The following is a 14,849-nucleotide window of genomic DNA, read 5'->3' as shown; positions in this document are numbered from 1 at the left end:
TCCGTCAGGTCACTCGGATAGCGACGGCCGTCGTCCTTGTAGAGATCGCGATCCGCCTGCGTCCACATCGGCTCCTCCTGCCAACGACAACGCGCGACTGGCTCAATCAGTCAAACAGGCTCTAAGACCCTGACATGACCATGACGGCGATTGATGACCAGCGCGCCGGCCGGCACGATGATCGTGCATCGGACGCAACAATGGGCGCGGGATGGACAACCGGCTGGGCGAGATGGAGGCCTTCGTGCAGGTGGCGCGCCGGGGCAGTTTCGCGGCCGCCGCCAAGGCGTTGCGGCGCACGCCCTCGGCGGTGAGCCGGGCGGTGGCGCGGCTGGAGGCGCGCCTCGGCGTCGGGCTGATCCGGCGCACGACCCGGGCGATGACCCTGACCCCGGAGGGCGAGCTCTACCTCGCCCGGGCGAGCGAGCTGATCGCCGAGTTCGAGGCGATCGAGGACGGGCTCGGCCGCGACGCGGCCCAGCCGAGCGGGCTGCTCCGGGTCAACGCCTCGGTGCCGTTCGGCCAGCGGATGATCCTGCCGGTGCTGCCGCTCTTCCTGAGCCAGCAGCCGCGGATGCGGGTCGATCTCGCGCTCACCGACGACGTGGTCGACCTCGTCGAGGCCCGGGCCGACGTGGCGATCCGCATCGGGCCGTTGCGCGACATGAGCCTGCGGGCGAAGCGCCTCGGCCGCAGCCGCCTCGCGGTCGTCGCGGCCCCGGCCTATCTCGCACGGTCCGGCATGCCGGCGCATCCGGACGCGCTGCCGGGGCACAACTGCCTCACGTTCAGCTTCCGCCGCTCCCTCGACACCTGGCCCTTCCGGATCGACGGGGCGGTGGTGCAGCGGCCGGTGCACGGCAACTTCTTCGGCAATTCCGGCGAGGTGGTGCGCCGGATGGCGCTCGGCGGCGCCGGCCTCGCCCGGCTCGCGCGCTTCCACGTCGATGCGGACATCGCCGCCGGCCGCCTCGTGCCGGTGCTCGAGGATTTCAGCCCCGGCGACGCCGAGGACATCCACGCGCTCTATGCCGGGCACGAGCGGCTGTCCTCGCGCATCCGCTGCTTCGTCGATTTTCTCGCGGCTCACGCAGTGGTGCGGGCGTGAGCCAAGTCGATCCCTGCATCGCGAGGCGATCGACCAGGCATCGTGGGTGGATGTCCCGGGAGCAACGCTGGGTCAAGAAAACGGGACGCCCGATCATGGAGGCCGCGGCCGGGCTCTGGCACGATGCTCGCCTCAACGGAGCGCGCCGGTCGCGCCCGGTCCTCGCGGAGTCGCGTTGCTTCATGTCGTCCTGGTTCTCGCGGCTCGTCGCCACCCTCCTGGGCCTCCGGCCGCGCCGGCCCGCTTCCGATCCCGGCGCCTGGATCCTGCTCGGCGAGGGGCGCGGCGTCGCGTGGTCCGGGGATCGCGGGGCGCCGGCCGGCCCCTCGCCGGGATCGGCGCTTCTCACCGCCCCCATTCCGCCGCCTGCGCGGTGATCCAGTCGCGGAAGCGCGCCACCTTCGGGGCGTCGGTCTCGGTCGGGGTGACGAGGAAGAAGCTGTAGGGGCTCGCCACCTCGTCGGGGAACGGCCGCACCAGCCCGGTGCCGGAGACGAGGTCGCCCCCGAGCACCCGGGTCGCGAGCCCGACCCCGCCGCCGGCGGTGGCGACCTGCAGCACCATGAAGGTGTGGGTGAAGCGGGGTCCCCGGGAGGCATCGACCCCGGCGACGCCCGCCGCGGCGAGCCATTGCGGCCAGCCCACCGCCTCGAGGTCGATCGGGTCGTCGTCGTGCAGCAGGGTGTGGCGGGCGAGGTCCTGGGCCTTGCGCAACGGCGGCTCGCCGTCGCGCAAGGCCGGGCTGCAGACCGGGAACACCACGTCGTGCATCAGGAGGTCGGAGCGCAGCCCCGGATAGCGCCCGCGCCCGTGCCGGATCGCCAGGTCGGCGTCGTCGCGGGCGAAATCCACCAGGCGGTTGTTGGCGACCACCCGCACGTCGAGATCGGGATACAGCGCCCGGAAGCTCGCCATGCGGGGGATCAGCCACAGGCTGGCGAAGGAATGCGTGGTGCTGATCGTCAGCACGTGGTCCTGGCCCTGGCGCCGCAGCCGGGCGGAAGCCTCGGCGAGCCCGTCCAGCATCTCGCCGGCCGCCACCGCGAAGCGCTGGCCCGCCGGCGTGAGGGCGACGCCGCGGCTCGGCAGGCGGCGGAACAGGGGGAGGCCGAACCAGCTTTCCAGGATCTTCACCTGCTGCGCCACCGCGCCGGCGCTGACCCCGAGCTCGTCCCCGGCCTCGTGGAAGGTGGCGTGGCGGGAGGCCGCCTCGAAGGCCCGCACAGCGTTGAGCGGCGGCAGGCGGCGGCGGGGTCCCCGGTCGAGAGCCATGGCGTGTCCCGGATCGGCGTGGCCCAGATTTCCTGAGGCGACGGCTGAGGCGATCTGGTTTGCTCTCCAGGCCCGCGGAAGGCAATCTCTCCCTACACCGACCCGCTATCCCCCGGAGAGAGCCATGACGAGTCTCGTCGCTGGCCGAGGAAACCTGCGCCTCGTTCCCACCATCCACCTCACGGCGCCGCGTCGGCGCAACCCCGTCTCGCTGATCGAACGGCTCGAATTGTGGGCCGACCGCCGGCGCGAGCGCCGCGCCCTGCTGCGCTGCCCCGACAGCCTGCTCAAGGATGTCGGCCTGTCGCGGGCCGATGCCCTGCGCGAGGCGGAGAAGCCGTTCTGGATCGACTGATCCGCGATCGACGGATCCGCGACCGGCCGATTGCGCCGCAAGGAACGGGATGCCGCCGGCCTGCCCCCGGGTGATGGTGCGGCGTCCTTCCCGGAGAGCCCGATGCCGCCCGCCAACCGCCCGATGACCCCGTCCGAATGGGGCCTGCTCCTCGGTCTCTCGTTGCTGTGGGGCGGCTCGTTCTTCTTCATTGGCGTCGCCCTGCGGGCGCTGCCGCCCCTCACCCTGGTGACCTGTCGCGTCGGCCTCGCCGCCCTCATCCTCGCCCTGGTGCTGCGGGTGCGGGGCATCCCGGTGCCGCGGGGCGCCTCGGTCTGGCTCGCCTTCCTGGGCGCGGCCTTCCTCAACAACGCGGTGCCGTTCTGCCTCATCGCCTGGGGCCAGACCCACATCGCCTCCGGCCTCGCGGCGATCCTCAACGCGACCACGCCGGTGTTCGGGGTGCTGGTGGCGCATGTCCTCACCGACGACGAGCGCCTGACGGGCAACCGTCTCGCCGGGGTGCTGGCCGGCTTGGGCGGCGTCGCCGTGATGGTCGGGCCGTCGGTCCTCGCCGGGCTCGGGGGCGAGGCGCTGGCGCAGGGCGCGGTGCTGCTCGCCGCGCTGTCCTACGCCTTCGCGGGGATCTACGGACGCCGGTTCAAGCGCATGGGCATCCCGCCGCTCCCGGCCGCCGCCGGCCAGGTCACCGCCGCGACCCTGCTGCTCGCGCCCATCGCCCTCGCGGTCGACCGGCCCTGGATGCTCGCCCCGCCGCCGATCGCGGCCCTGGCGGCGGTGCTCGGCCTCGCCGCGCTCTCGACCGCGCTCGCCTACGTGATCTTCTTCCGCCTGCTGGCGAGCGCCGGGGCGACCAACCTGATGCTCGTCACCTTCCTGATCCCGGTCTCGGCGCTGCTGCTGGGCGCCCTGGTCCTCGGCGAGCCGGTGGTGCCGCGCCAGCTCCTCGGCATGGCGCTGATCGGGGCGGGGCTGGTGGCGATCGACGGGCGGCTGCTGCGGTGGAGGTTCGCGATGCCGAGACCCGGAGCCGCCCCGTCGGAGCGTCCGGACCTCTGATCCGACGACCATCGGTCCGGGTTACGGTGCCCGAACGCGGCGCGGCCGCACGTGGAACTGCGTGGCGCAACTCCGGATGGAGCGGAAGACATCGTCGCCGCCGAACCGGAGCTGCTCTGCCACTGGCCGACACCACCGTCGGAGCGATGCTCAGGGCTCCCCGAGAGCCTCGCGGATGGCGGGCGCAAGGCCGCCAGCCAATTTGCGATGATCGGCTTCCGACAGGTGAATTCCATCGATGCCGTGCGCGGCTCCGCCGATCGCCGCGGCGGCGTCGAAGGCGGGGATGCCGGCTTTGCGGGCGGCATCCCTGAAAGCGGCGGCGAAACCGGCCGACCTGTCTTGGCCGCCCGCATAGCGCTTGCCCCATTCCTCGATCGGTACGGCTGCCATCTCGACCGGTGAGACCAGCAGCACCTTGGGCGCCGGATAGGCCGTGCCGATCCCGCCCGCCGATGACTGGACGATCTGCGCCAGGCCAACGGCAGCCTTGGCAATGTCCGTCGCAGATCGCCGGTATCGCGCCTGGAGATCGTTGGTGCCCAGCATGATGACCACGAGATCGACCGGCATGTTCGCGGCGATCGAGGCCGGCAGGTGCCTGGCGCCATTGATGGTGTCGGGGCGGATGACGCTTCCGGGCCAATCCTCGCCATCGAGGTCGGTGGTGCGAAGATTCAGGCCGTCCTCGATCAGGACGTCATCAGGGCCAAGCGCCTGCTGAACGAGGCCCGTCCATCGTCGGTCGGGCGGAAGGCGCCGCGTCGGGCCGCCGTCGCTGCGCGCTTCGTACCCCCATGTGTTGCTGTCGCCGTAGATCAGGATGCGGCGGTGATCCGCATGGGCGACGGCTGTTCCCAGAGCGGTGGAAACGAACGCGGCGAGGGTCAGGGCGGCACGGCGGGGCATCGGGCGGCACCTATTATGCAGTGATCGATACGAAATTGGCTCCATTGCCGGCGGCGGGTCAATGGAATATTGTAGCGATCGCTGTGAAAGAGACCACGAAGCCCTTGCGGAAGGGGCGCGGCCGGCCGCGCCAGTTCGATCGCGACCAAGCGGTCGCGACGGCGCTGAGACTGTTCAAGCGACACGGGTATGAAGGGACGTCGATCGCCCATTTGACCGATGCAATCGGTGTGTCCGCGACGAGCCTCTACGGTGTTTTTCCCAGCAAGGAAGCGCTTTTCGAAGAGGCGGTCGCGCTCTATCAGCGAACAGAGGCTGCGTTCGCGGCGCAGGCACTGGATCGATCGCCGACAGCCTATCAGGCGATTCACGATCTGCTGATGGCGGCTGCGGCCAGCTACGTGGACGGCGATCGTTCGGGCGGTTGCTTCATTTCGCTGGGTGTTCTGAGTTGTGCCAGCGAGCATCGAGAGATCGCCGCCAGGATGGCGGCGAGGCGCGTCGCGACGCGCGCAGCGATCAAGGCACGGCTTGACCGTGGCCGGGAGAGCGGGGAATTGCCGCCGATCGCTGACACGGACGCGCTGGCTGGCTTGTACGCCGCCACGTTGCAAGGCATGTCGGTGCAAGCTCGCGACGGCGCGTCCGCAGACGACCTCGAGCGGATTGCGCGTTTGGCCCTGGTGCCGCTGGATGCTGGCCGCGGATCGCGGTGACGGAGGCGGCCTTCACACGGCCTCACTCGCAACGGCCTGCCTCTCCTGACTCGCCAGGGTTCCGTGTGGGCTGAAGGCGGTCCCCGTGCGATTGACCCCGAGCGACGTCGAACGCGTCATCACATGACGACGGGCACGTGCATGTCGATCACGGTGCCCGGCCGGTCGGGGGCGAAGCGGCCGTCGTAGCGCTCGAAATCCGGGCTGTCGGCCACAGCCAGGCCCAAGGCTGGGATCATCTCGCCCCAGATCTTCGCCGTGGCGCGCTTCATCTGCGGGTGCAGGCCCGTCCCGTCCAGGGTGATGCGGAAGACCGCGTAGGTCGCGGCCGGGATCGTCTTGCGCACGAAGCCGGCGGGCAGGCCTCCCTCCGGCCGCACGCCCACGCCCGCCATGTAGTCGAAGCTCCCCTCCTGCGGGTCGATGCTCCAGACGACGCCGTAGGTCGCCCAGCTCGGCACCTGCCCGTCGACGAACGGCAGGCCCCGGATCATGGTGGACCAGAGCGCCGGGATGGTGGACGTGGTCGCCTGATCGAAGCGCCGCGTCGGGCCGGCGACCGTGAAGGCGTCCAGCGTCACGAGGTCGGGCAGGCGGGCGACGGCGTGGAAGGTCTCGGCAGAGGTCGGCATGGGAAGGTCTCCGTCCGGGGGGAGGGGCGAGAGGCCGCTGCGGAAGCGGCCGGGCGTGACGCCGAAGCGGCGTCCGAAGGCGCGGGTGAAGGCTTCCTGCGAGTCGAAGCCGGATTCGAGGGCGAGGTCGACGAGCCTGAGGTCCGGCTCCGCGACGAGGCGCCGTGCCGCCCGCACCAGCCGACGGGCGCGGACATGCGCCATCGGCCCGAGCCCCATCCGGGCGGTGAACAGGCGCGAGAAGTGGTAGGGCGACAGCCCGGCCCGGTCGGCGAGGCGGGCCAGCGTCACGGGCGCGTCGAGATGCTCCTCGATCCAGGCGAGGGTGCCGGCAAGGCGGTCGGGGGCGGGCGGTCGATCCATGCCGCCATCATGACGGCGGGAGGCCGGGGCGTCCTGACCGGTCTTGCTGGGGGCAGCCTCGGCCGGACCCTGCCCGCTCTTCTCGACGGCCCTGACACCCTCCGCGTCATCCCGGGGCCGCGCAGCGGAACCCGGGATCCCTGACCGCCGAGCATTCAGGATGAGGCGGAGCGCAATCCGCCTTGTTCTTCGATGTCAGCGGTGATGGATCCCGGGTTCGCGGCTGCGCCGAGCCCCGGGACGACGGGGAGAGTGCGATGACCGCAGACGATCCTGCTCGGCCGCCCGAACGATCCTCAGATCCACCGCTTGCGCCGCTTGAAGCTCTTCAGATTGCGAAAGCTCTTCCTCTGGTCGCCGGCGCCGCCGAGGTAGAATTCCTTCACGTCCTCGTTGGTGCGCAGCTCCTCGACGGTGCCGTCGAGCACCACCTTGCCCTGCTCCATGATGTAGCCGCGATCCGCGACCGACAGGGCGGCGCGGGCGTTCTGCTCGACGAGCAGGATGGTGACGCCGAGGTCGCGGTTGATCTGGCGGATGATGCCGAACACCTCCTTCACCAGGAGCGGCGAGAGGCCCATCGAGGGCTCGTCCATCAGGATCAGGCGCGGGCGGGCCATCAGCGCGCGGCCGATCGCCAGCATCTGCTGCTCGCCGCCCGAGAGGTAGCCCGCCGCGCCGGTGCGCTCCTTGAGGCGCGGGAAGTAGGTCAGCACCCGCTCGAGGTCCTGGCCGACCTCGCGGTCGCGGCGCGAGAAGGCGCCGAGGCGCAGGTTCTCCATCGGCGTCATGTCGGCGACGATGCGGCGGCCCTCCATCACCTGGAAGATGCCGCGGCGCACGATCTTGTCGGGCTCGATGCCGTCGATGCGGACGCCGTCGAACACGATCTCGCCGCGGGTGACCTCGCCGTCCTCCGAGCGCAGCAGGCCCGAGATGGCCTTGAGCGTCGTCGACTTGCCGGCGCCGTTGGCCCCGAGCAGCGCCGTGATCGAGCCCGCCGGCACGTCGAGGCTCAAGCCCCGCAGGACCAGGATCACGTCGTCGTAGACGACCTCGACGTTGCGCAAGGAGAGGAGGGGGGCCGGCACGGCCTCGGGATTCGGGCGCTCCAGGGTCATGACCTGCGACATCGGGCGGGCTCCAGGTGCGATGCGACGTCGAACCCTCCCCCTTTGCGGGGGAGGGTTATCGGCGGGTCAGCCTGCGAGGATGATCCTCACCACCCCTGCCACTCGCTCTTGCGCGGCAGGGTCACGGTCTTGACCGGCTCGAGCTTGATCGTGCCGGCCTTGATCAGGTCGGGCAGCGCGCCGTCGGTCGCCCCCGACACCTTGGCGCGGTAGATGTGCACCTCCATCATCCCGCGATGGTCGGTCGGCGACCAGGTCGAGGGCACGCAGACGCCCTCCATGCCGGCCGGCACCCAATCCTTCTTCTGGTAGAAGCCCTTGCGGACGTTGGGACCGGCGAGCCCGCCATTGTCCTTGGCCCAGGCCAGCGCCTCGGTCATGTAGAGGGCGGCGCAGATGCCGGTATAGTAATGCACCGGCCGGTAGGCGGTGCCGGCGGGGTCGGACACCTTCGAGATCTCGGCCGCCATCGCCATGCCGGGCGCGGTGCTGCCGCTCACCGCCGCGGTGCGCACCGGGAAGACGACGCCGTTCGCCGCCTCGCCCGCCGCCTTGGCGGCGTTCTCGTCCATGCCCCAGACGTTGCCCATGAACTGGATGTCGGTGCCGACCGACTTGCAGGATTTCAAGAGCGAGATGTTCGAGCCGCCGGTATTGCCGAGATAAGCGTAGTTCGCCCCGGCATTCTTGGCGGTGAGGCATTGCGCGGTGTAGTCGCCTGGCGCCAGCGCGAACACGATCGCCGGCAGCACCTCGAAGCCGAGATCCTTCGCCATCGCCTCGCCGGCTTCCTTGGGCGAGTTCGGGTAGGGGTGGTTGCCGCCCATATGGACGTATTTCGGCTTGCCGGTCTTGCCCTTCGCCTTCCAGTCGTCGGCGGCCCACATGAGCATGGCGCGCAGCGCGTCGGAGTAGGACGGCCCGTAGAAGAAGTTGTAGGGCGCGGCCTTGGCCTTGCCGCTGGCGCCGGTCGGGTCGCTCACCTGCGCGGCGTAGGAGCCGGAGACGTACGGGATCTCGTCCTTGGTGACGAAGGCCGAGAGCGCCTCGGTATCGGCGGTGCCCCAGCCCTGGATCGCCGCGACCTTGTCGCGCCCGCCGGTCCACTTCTTGTAGAGCGCGACGGCGCGCGGCACCTGGTAGCCGTAATCAACCGATTCGACGTTCATCTTCTCGCCCTTGATGCCGCCCTTGCGGTTCACGTAGGCGAGGGCATCGGCCACGCCCTGCGCGTAGGGCACGCCGACGTCGGAGGTGGCGCCGCTCTGGTCGGCGAGGTGGCCGATCGGGATCTCGGCGGCGAGGGCGGGCAAGCTGAGGGCGAGGGCGGCGGCCGAGGCGAGGGACAGGCGAAGCATGAGTGTGTTTCCTCCGGTTGTCGGGCTGGTTCGCCAGCCTCGTCGATGATGTCCGCGATACATGACAGGGGGGACGGCCGGCAGGCGAGGGTTTCATCGTCAGCCTCGCCCTTTCCCGGACGACTGCAGCGTCAGCGGAAGGAGATCCGCGATCCAGGGGAGAATGGCCGCGAAGCGGCTCCGTATGCTGCAACGGTGCAGCCATAAGAACGCTTCGCGACTTTTTGTGCTGGATCCCGGATCTCCTTCCACTTCATTTCAGTCGTCCGGGAAAGGGGGAGCTTGTCGCGAGTCGCCCGCCTCATCCGGCCGTGACCCTCCTGGCATGGTTGTCGATGAGGTCAGTGCGAGAACGGATACAGCTTCCAGTACGCTTTGATCTGGCGCCAGCGATGGGCGAGCCCGTCGGGCTCGAACATCAGGAACAGCACGATCACGAGGCCGATCGCCATCTCGCGCAGGAAGGACAGGTTGTCCTTGAGCGACAGCGCCCGGTCGAGGGCGGAGCCCCGCACCGCGTCCGTGAGCCAGCCCATGGCTTCGGGCACCAGCACCATGAAGGCGGTGCCCATCAGCGTGCCCATGATCGAGCCCAAGCCCCCGATGATGATCATGCCGAGGAACTGGATCGAGAGCAGGATCCCGAAGCCCTCGACCGAGACGAATTGCAGGTAATGGCCGTAGAGCGCCCCGCCGATGCCGGCGAAGAACGCCGAGAGGCCGAAGGACAGGGTGCGGTAGCGGGTGAGGTTGATCCCCATCATCTCCGCCGAGAGGTAGTGGTCGCGCAAAGCCACCAGCGCCCTTCCGTCGCGGGAGCGCATCAGGTTGGTGGCGAGGACGAAGGTCAGCAGCAGGTAGGCCAGCACGACGTAGAAGTAGCGGTGGTCGGTGTCGAAGCTGAAGCCGAAGATCGAGAACGCCTCGGCCGCCGTACCGGCGACGCCGCCGGTGAACCAGTTCGCCCGGGCGAAGAAGTCCTGCAGGATGTACTGCGCGGCGAGCGTCGCGATGGCGAGGTAGAGGCCCTTGAGGCGGGCCGCCGGGAGGCCGAAGATCAGGCCGATCGCCGTCGTCAGGACGCCCGCGAGCGGGATCGCGAAGAAGACCGGGATGCCATAGTTGTTCGACAGCCAGGCCGACGCGAAGGCGCCGAAGCCGAAGAAGGCGGCATGCCCGATCGAGATCTGGCCGGTGAAGCCGACCAGGATGTTGAGGCCGAGCGCCGCCACCGCGAAGTAGCCGATCTGGATCAGCAGGCTCAGCCAGTAGCGGTCGAGGACGAGCGGCGCGAGGCACAGCAAAGCCAGCCCGGCCCAGACCGCGTAGCGGCTGCCGGCGGTCGGGAAGATGGTGGTGTCGGCCGCATAGGTCGTGCGGTAGTCGCCGGCGGGGATCAGGCTCTGGGTCGCCATCAGACGCGCTCGATGTCGCGGGTGCCGAACAGGCCGTAGGGCTTGATCATCAGGATCACCACCAGGACGTAGAAGGGAACGATCTCGTAGAGGTTGCCCCAGTGCAGGTACTGGCCGTCGACGTATTGGGCGACGTTCTCCAGCACCCCGATGACGAGGCCGCCGATCACCGCGCCGACGACCGAGTCGAGCCCGCCGAGGATCACCGCCGGGAAGACCTTGATGCCGTAGAGCGACAGGGCGGAGGACACGCCGTTGACGATGCCGACCACGATGCCGGCGACCGACGAGACCACCGCCGAGATCGCCCAGGCCAGCGCGAACACGTTGCGCACCGAGATGCCGAGCGACTGCGCCACCTGCTGGTTGAAGGCGGTGGCCCGCATGGCGAGGCCGTGCTTCGAGTAGCGGAAGAACCAGGCGAAGCCCGCCATCATGGCGACCGAGATGCCGAGGCTCATGAGATAGACGGTCTGGATCTCGAGGCCGAGGATCGAGACCGACTGGGTCCGGAAGATCGGCGGGAACGGCTGGGCGAAGACGCCGAACAGCCACTTGCACAGGGCCTGGAAGAAGATCGACAGGCCGATCGTCACCATGATCACCGAGATGATCGGCTCGCCGATCAGCGGCCGCAGCACCACCACCTGGAGCGCGATGCCGAAGACCAGCATGAACGCGAAGGTGACCGCCATGCCGACCAGGAACGGCAGCTGGTAGGTGGTGAGCAGCCACCAGCACACCCAGGCGCCGATCAGCAGGAACTCGCCCTGCGCGAAGTTCACGACCTGGCTCGCCTTGTAGATCAGGACGAAGCTCATCGCGACCACGCCGTAGAGGGCGCCGACGATCAGCCCGTTGACGACGAGCTGGAGCAGGAGATGGGTGTTCATGGGTGCAAGACCCTTCTCAAGCGAGCCCTATTCGGCGGCGGCGAGGGTGGCGGGGGCCGCCGTGAGGTCGATCACCGGCAGGGTGGTGCGGATGCGCTGGGTGGTGCCGTCCTGGAACCGGATCACCGTATCGACCCGGTAGCTCGGCGCGCCGGCGTAGATCGTGTCGATCAAATCGGCGTATTTCTCGTTGATGACGCCGCGGCGGACCTTGCGGGTGCGGGTCAATTCGCCGTCGTCCGCGTCGAGCTCCTTGTAGAGGAGCACGAACTTGGCGACGCGCTGCACGTCGGTGAGCCCGACGTTCACCCGCTCGACCTCCTTGCGGATCAGCGCGATCACCGCCGGCTTCGACGCGAGGTCGGAATAGGTCGTGAAGGCGATGCGGTTCTTCTCGGCCCACTTGGCGACGACCGCGTAGCGGATGCAGACCAGAGCCGCCAGAGACTCGCGCCCGGCCCCGAGGATCACCGCCTCGGCGACGTAGGGACTGAACTTCAGCTTGTTCTCGATGTATTGCGGCGAGAAGCGCTCGCCATGGGCGTTGACCGCCAGGTCCTTGATCCGGTCGATGACGACCAGCTCGCCTTTCTTGTCGACGTAGCCGGCGTCGCCGGTGTGCATCCAGCCGTCGCGCACGTCGCTCGGGGTGTCGGGGCCGGCCTTGTAGTAGCCGTGGAACATGTTGGCGTGGCGCGCCAGCACCTCGCCGATGCCGTTGCGGTCGGGATCGAGGACCCGGATCTCGATGCTGTCGTCGAACGGCACGCCGACCGTGTCGAAATCGACCGTCTCGCCCCGGTGCAGGGTGTAGGCGCCGAGCGTCTCGGTCTGGCCGTAGAGCTGGCGCAGCGGCACGCCCATGGCGCGGAAGAACCGGAACGTGTCGGGGCCGAGCGCCGCGCCGCCGGTCGCCGCGGAGGTGAGACGGGTGAAGCCGAGGCGGTCGCGCAGGGCCCGGAACAGCAGGGCGTCGGCCGCCGTGGAGCGCTTGCCCTGGTCGAGGGCGGCGAGCCCCATCTTCATCCCGCGCTCGTAGAGGGCGCGCTTGAACGGGGAGGCGTCCATCATCCGGGCGCGCACGTCCGCGGCCACCGCCTCCCAGACGCGCGGGGCGAACAGCACGAAGGTCGGGGCGATCTCCCGGAAGTCGTGCATCAGCGTGTCGGCATCCTCGACGAAGTTGACCTTCATCCGGGAGAGGAGCGCCTGGCCGAGCGCGTAGACCTGCTCCATGATCCAGGGCAGCGGCAGCACCGAGACGTAGTCGTCCCCCGGCCCCTTCGGATCGGCGGCGAGGTAGCGGGCGCAGTGGCGCAGGACCCGCCCCCCGCTCAGCATCGCGAGCTTCGGCCGCGCCGTGGTGCCGGACGTGGTGCAGAGGATGGCGACCGCCTCGCCGTCGGTCGCATCGACCATGCGATCGTAGAGGCCGGGATCGGCGGCGTGCCGCGCCTCGCCCCGCGCCGCCAGCGCTTCCGCCGAGATCAGCCGCGGGTCGTCGTATTTGCGCATCCCGCGGGGGTCGCAGAACACGATGTGGCGCAGGCTCGGCACCTGGTCGGCGAGGTTCAGGAGCTTGTCGACCTGCTCCTCGTCCTCGGCGATCACCGCCTTCACGTCCGCGAAGGCGAGGAGGTACTGGACCTCGTCCTCCAGGGCGTCGCGGTACAGGCCGAGGGACAGGGCGCCGAGCGCGTGGGCGGCGATCTCGCCGGACACCCAGTCGGGCCGGTTGTCGCCGATCAGCCCGACGACGTCGCCGGCCATGATGCCAAGGTCCGAGAGGCCGAGCGCGAAGGCGCGGGTGCGGGCATGGTACGCGGCCCATGTCGTCGGCCGCCACAGCCCGAAGATCTTCTCGCGGAGCGCCACCTCGTCCGCGTGCTCGGCGGCGTTGCGGCGCAGGAGCTTCGGGAAGGTGTCGGCCTCGCGGGCGATCGTCGAGAAATCGGTCGTCACGACGCGGCCCTCGCCGGTTCGGGAGCCGCCGGCTCCTCGTCCTCCTCGCCGAGATAGGCCTTGCGCACGTGCGGATCGGCGAGCACCGCCTCGGGGCGGCCGAGCGCGATGCGGCGGCCGAAATCGAGCACCATCACCCGGTGCGAGATGTCCATGACCACGCCCATGTCGTGCTCGATCATCACGACGGTCATGCCGAACTCCTCGTTGAGGTCGACGATGTAGCGGGCCATGTCCTCCTTCTCCTCGAGGTTCATGCCGGCCATCGGCTCGTCGAGGAGGATCAGCCTGGGCTCGAGCGCCATGGCGCGGGCGAGCTCGACCCGCTTGCGCAGGCCGTAGGAGAGGGTGCCGGCCGGCGCCTTGCGGTAGGCCTGGAGGTCGAGGAAGTCGATGATCTCCTCGACCCGGCGGCGATGCGCCAGCTCCTCGCTCCGCACCCCGGGCAGCCAGTAGAGCGAGCCGGTGACGAAGTTGTTGCGCATCAGGTGGTGGCGCCCGACCAGGATGTTGTCGAGCACGCTCATGTGGTGGAACAGCGCGAGGTTCTGGAAGGTACGGCCGATGCCGAGCTTCGGGCGCTGGTTCGGCGTCGCCTTGGTGATGTCGCGGCCGTCGAGCACGATCTGGCCCTCGGACGGCCGGTAGCGGCCCGAGATGCAGTTGATCATCGAGGTCTTGCCGGCACCGTTGGGGCCGATGATCGAAAAGAGCTCGCCCTTTTCGACCGCGAAGCTGACATCCGTCAGCGCCTTGACGCCGCCGAAGCGCAACGAGATCTGGCGAACCACGAGGGTTTCCGCCACGCCTGATCCTCCCTGGGATGGCGGCCGCGCTCGTGTCCGGCGCCGCTCTGCCATTCGCGGATGCCGGGTATGCGTCCCGGTCATCCGCCATGAAAATACGTTCGACTGTTTTTTTCCGAGCGTCAAGTGCTACACTGGCGCGACGAAAGTCGTGGGGCGGGAAGCCCCCGCGAGGGCAGGGTCAGGGTCACCATGGCGCGTATCGCAGGCTCGTCGGGACCGCGGACCGAGGAGGCCATCCGGCGGGCGGGGCTCAGGCTCATCGCCACTCACGGCTACGCCGCCATGAGCCTGCGCCAGCTCGCGGCCGAGGTCGGCATCCAGCAGGGCTCGCTCTACAACTATTTCCGCAACAAGCAGGAATTCCTGTTCGACCTCATCCGCGGCCACATGCTCGACCTGCACGCCGCCCTCGACGCGGCGCTGCTGGCGGAGGGCAGCGCGGACGCGCGGCTGACCCGCTTCACCGAGTTCCACGTCGCCTACCACGTCGAGCGGCCGCAGGAGGTGTTCATCTGCTACTCGGAGCTGCGCAGCCTCGAGCCGGACAACCTCGCCGCCGTGGTGGCGATGCGGCGCGACTACGAGCGCAAGCTCGGCGACATCCTCGACCACGGCCGCGCCACCGGCGAGTTCCGGCTGGCCGATACGAGGATGGCGACGCTGGCGATCCTCGCCATGCTGTCGGGCATCTGCACCTGGTACAAGCCGGGGGGACGGCTCTCGACGGACGGGTTGCAGGAGATCTTCACCGGGATGGTGCTGGCGCTCGCCCGCGGCGGGGCGACGGAGACCGTCGCGGTGCGGCCTCGGCGGCGTGAGGCGTTGCGGGCCGGGATCGGGTAGCCGGTCGCCCGCTGAAGGCGTC

14 protein-coding genes are annotated in these 14,849 nt (G+C 69.6%); 5 read left to right on the top strand and 9 right to left on the bottom strand.

Annotated features, from left to right (window positions below):
- Positions 1-211 precede the first annotated feature (211 nt).
- Positions 212-1,108 (top strand): LysR family transcriptional regulator, encoded by an 897-nt coding sequence (locus tag FF100_RS33485; RefSeq protein WP_139040346.1) that lies wholly within the window; start codon positions 212-214, stop codon positions 1,106-1,108.
- A 345-nt stretch (positions 1,109-1,453) separates the two neighbouring features.
- Here the strand turns inward: FF100_RS33485 and gcvA are convergent, their stop codons facing one another.
- Positions 1,454-2,380 (bottom strand): transcriptional regulator GcvA, encoded by a 927-nt coding sequence (gene gcvA / locus FF100_RS33480; protein WP_139040345.1) that lies wholly within the window; start codon positions 2,378-2,380, stop codon positions 1,454-1,456.
- A gap of 124 nt (positions 2,381-2,504) precedes the next feature.
- On the opposite strand from gcvA, the gene FF100_RS33475 reads away from it, so the two are divergent.
- Positions 2,505-2,735, top strand: a complete 231-nt coding sequence (locus FF100_RS33475; protein WP_139040344.1) for a DUF1127 domain-containing protein — start codon at positions 2,505-2,507, stop codon at positions 2,733-2,735.
- Between the two features lie 102 nt (positions 2,736-2,837).
- Positions 2,838-3,794: a DMT family transporter gene (locus tag FF100_RS33470; RefSeq protein WP_139040343.1), complete on the top strand. Its 957-nt coding sequence runs from the start codon at positions 2,838-2,840 to the stop codon at positions 3,792-3,794.
- A gap of 150 nt (positions 3,795-3,944) precedes the next feature.
- Here FF100_RS33470 and FF100_RS33465 read toward each other — a convergent pair whose 3' ends face one another.
- Entirely contained in the window at positions 3,945-4,703 is a 759-nt protein-coding gene (locus FF100_RS33465; RefSeq protein ID WP_171070438.1) for a GDSL-type esterase/lipase family protein, read from the bottom strand.
- 20 nt (positions 4,704-4,723) lie between these two features.
- On the opposite strand from FF100_RS33465, the gene FF100_RS33460 reads away from it, so the two are divergent.
- Positions 4,724-5,419 (top strand): TetR/AcrR family transcriptional regulator, encoded by a 696-nt coding sequence (locus FF100_RS33460; protein WP_171070437.1) that lies wholly within the window; start codon positions 4,724-4,726, stop codon positions 5,417-5,419.
- A 119-nt stretch (positions 5,420-5,538) separates the two neighbouring features.
- On the opposite strand, the gene FF100_RS33455 is transcribed toward FF100_RS33460, so the two are convergent.
- The 7 genes from FF100_RS33455 to FF100_RS33425 all read right to left on the bottom strand — a co-directional run bounded on the left by FF100_RS33455 (position 5,539) and on the right by FF100_RS33425 (position 13,981).
- Entirely contained in the window at positions 5,539-6,414 is an 876-nt protein-coding gene (locus FF100_RS33455; protein WP_139040340.1) for an AraC family transcriptional regulator, read from the bottom strand.
- A 296-nt stretch (positions 6,415-6,710) separates the two neighbouring features.
- Complete coding sequence (locus FF100_RS33450) at positions 6,711-7,547, bottom strand: ABC transporter ATP-binding protein (protein ID WP_139040339.1); 837 nt, start codon at positions 7,545-7,547, stop codon at positions 6,711-6,713.
- An 86-nt stretch (positions 7,548-7,633) separates the two neighbouring features.
- The gene (locus FF100_RS33445) at positions 7,634-8,905 is read right to left on the bottom strand and encodes an ABC transporter substrate-binding protein (protein WP_139040338.1); all 1,272 of its coding nucleotides are present in this window, start codon (positions 8,903-8,905) and stop codon (positions 7,634-7,636) included.
- A 341-nt stretch (positions 8,906-9,246) separates the two neighbouring features.
- Positions 9,247-10,320: a branched-chain amino acid ABC transporter permease gene (locus FF100_RS33440; RefSeq protein WP_139040337.1), complete on the bottom strand. Its 1,074-nt coding sequence runs from the start codon at positions 10,318-10,320 to the stop codon at positions 9,247-9,249.
- Positions 10,320-11,213, bottom strand: coding sequence for a branched-chain amino acid ABC transporter permease (locus FF100_RS33435; RefSeq protein WP_139040336.1), 894 nt, complete (start codon positions 11,211-11,213; stop codon positions 10,320-10,322). The genes FF100_RS33440 and FF100_RS33435 overlap by 1 nt, the downstream gene beginning before the upstream one ends.
- A 27-nt stretch (positions 11,214-11,240) precedes the next feature.
- On the bottom strand, positions 11,241-13,175 hold the full coding sequence (locus FF100_RS33430) for a long-chain fatty acid--CoA ligase (protein ID WP_139040335.1): 1,935 nt from the start codon (positions 13,173-13,175) through the stop codon (positions 11,241-11,243).
- Positions 13,172-13,981, bottom strand: a complete 810-nt coding sequence (locus tag FF100_RS33425) for an ABC transporter ATP-binding protein (RefSeq protein ID WP_139040334.1) — start codon at positions 13,979-13,981, stop codon at positions 13,172-13,174. Before FF100_RS33425 ends, FF100_RS33430 begins: the two co-directional genes overlap by 4 nt.
- 192 nt (positions 13,982-14,173) lie before the next feature.
- On the opposite strand from FF100_RS33425, the gene FF100_RS33420 reads away from it, so the two are divergent.
- A complete protein-coding gene (locus tag FF100_RS33420) occupies positions 14,174-14,827 on the top strand; it encodes a TetR/AcrR family transcriptional regulator (RefSeq protein WP_139040333.1) in 654 nt (217 codons plus the stop codon).
- The last annotated feature ends 22 nt before the right edge of the window (positions 14,828-14,849 follow it).

The organism is Methylobacterium terricola (assembly GCF_006151805.1).
Taxonomy (GTDB): Bacteria; Pseudomonadota; Alphaproteobacteria; order Rhizobiales; family Beijerinckiaceae; genus Methylobacterium; species Methylobacterium terricola.
Note: the sequence above shows the minus strand (reverse complement) of the source record. Positions and strands in the feature narration are given on the sequence as shown.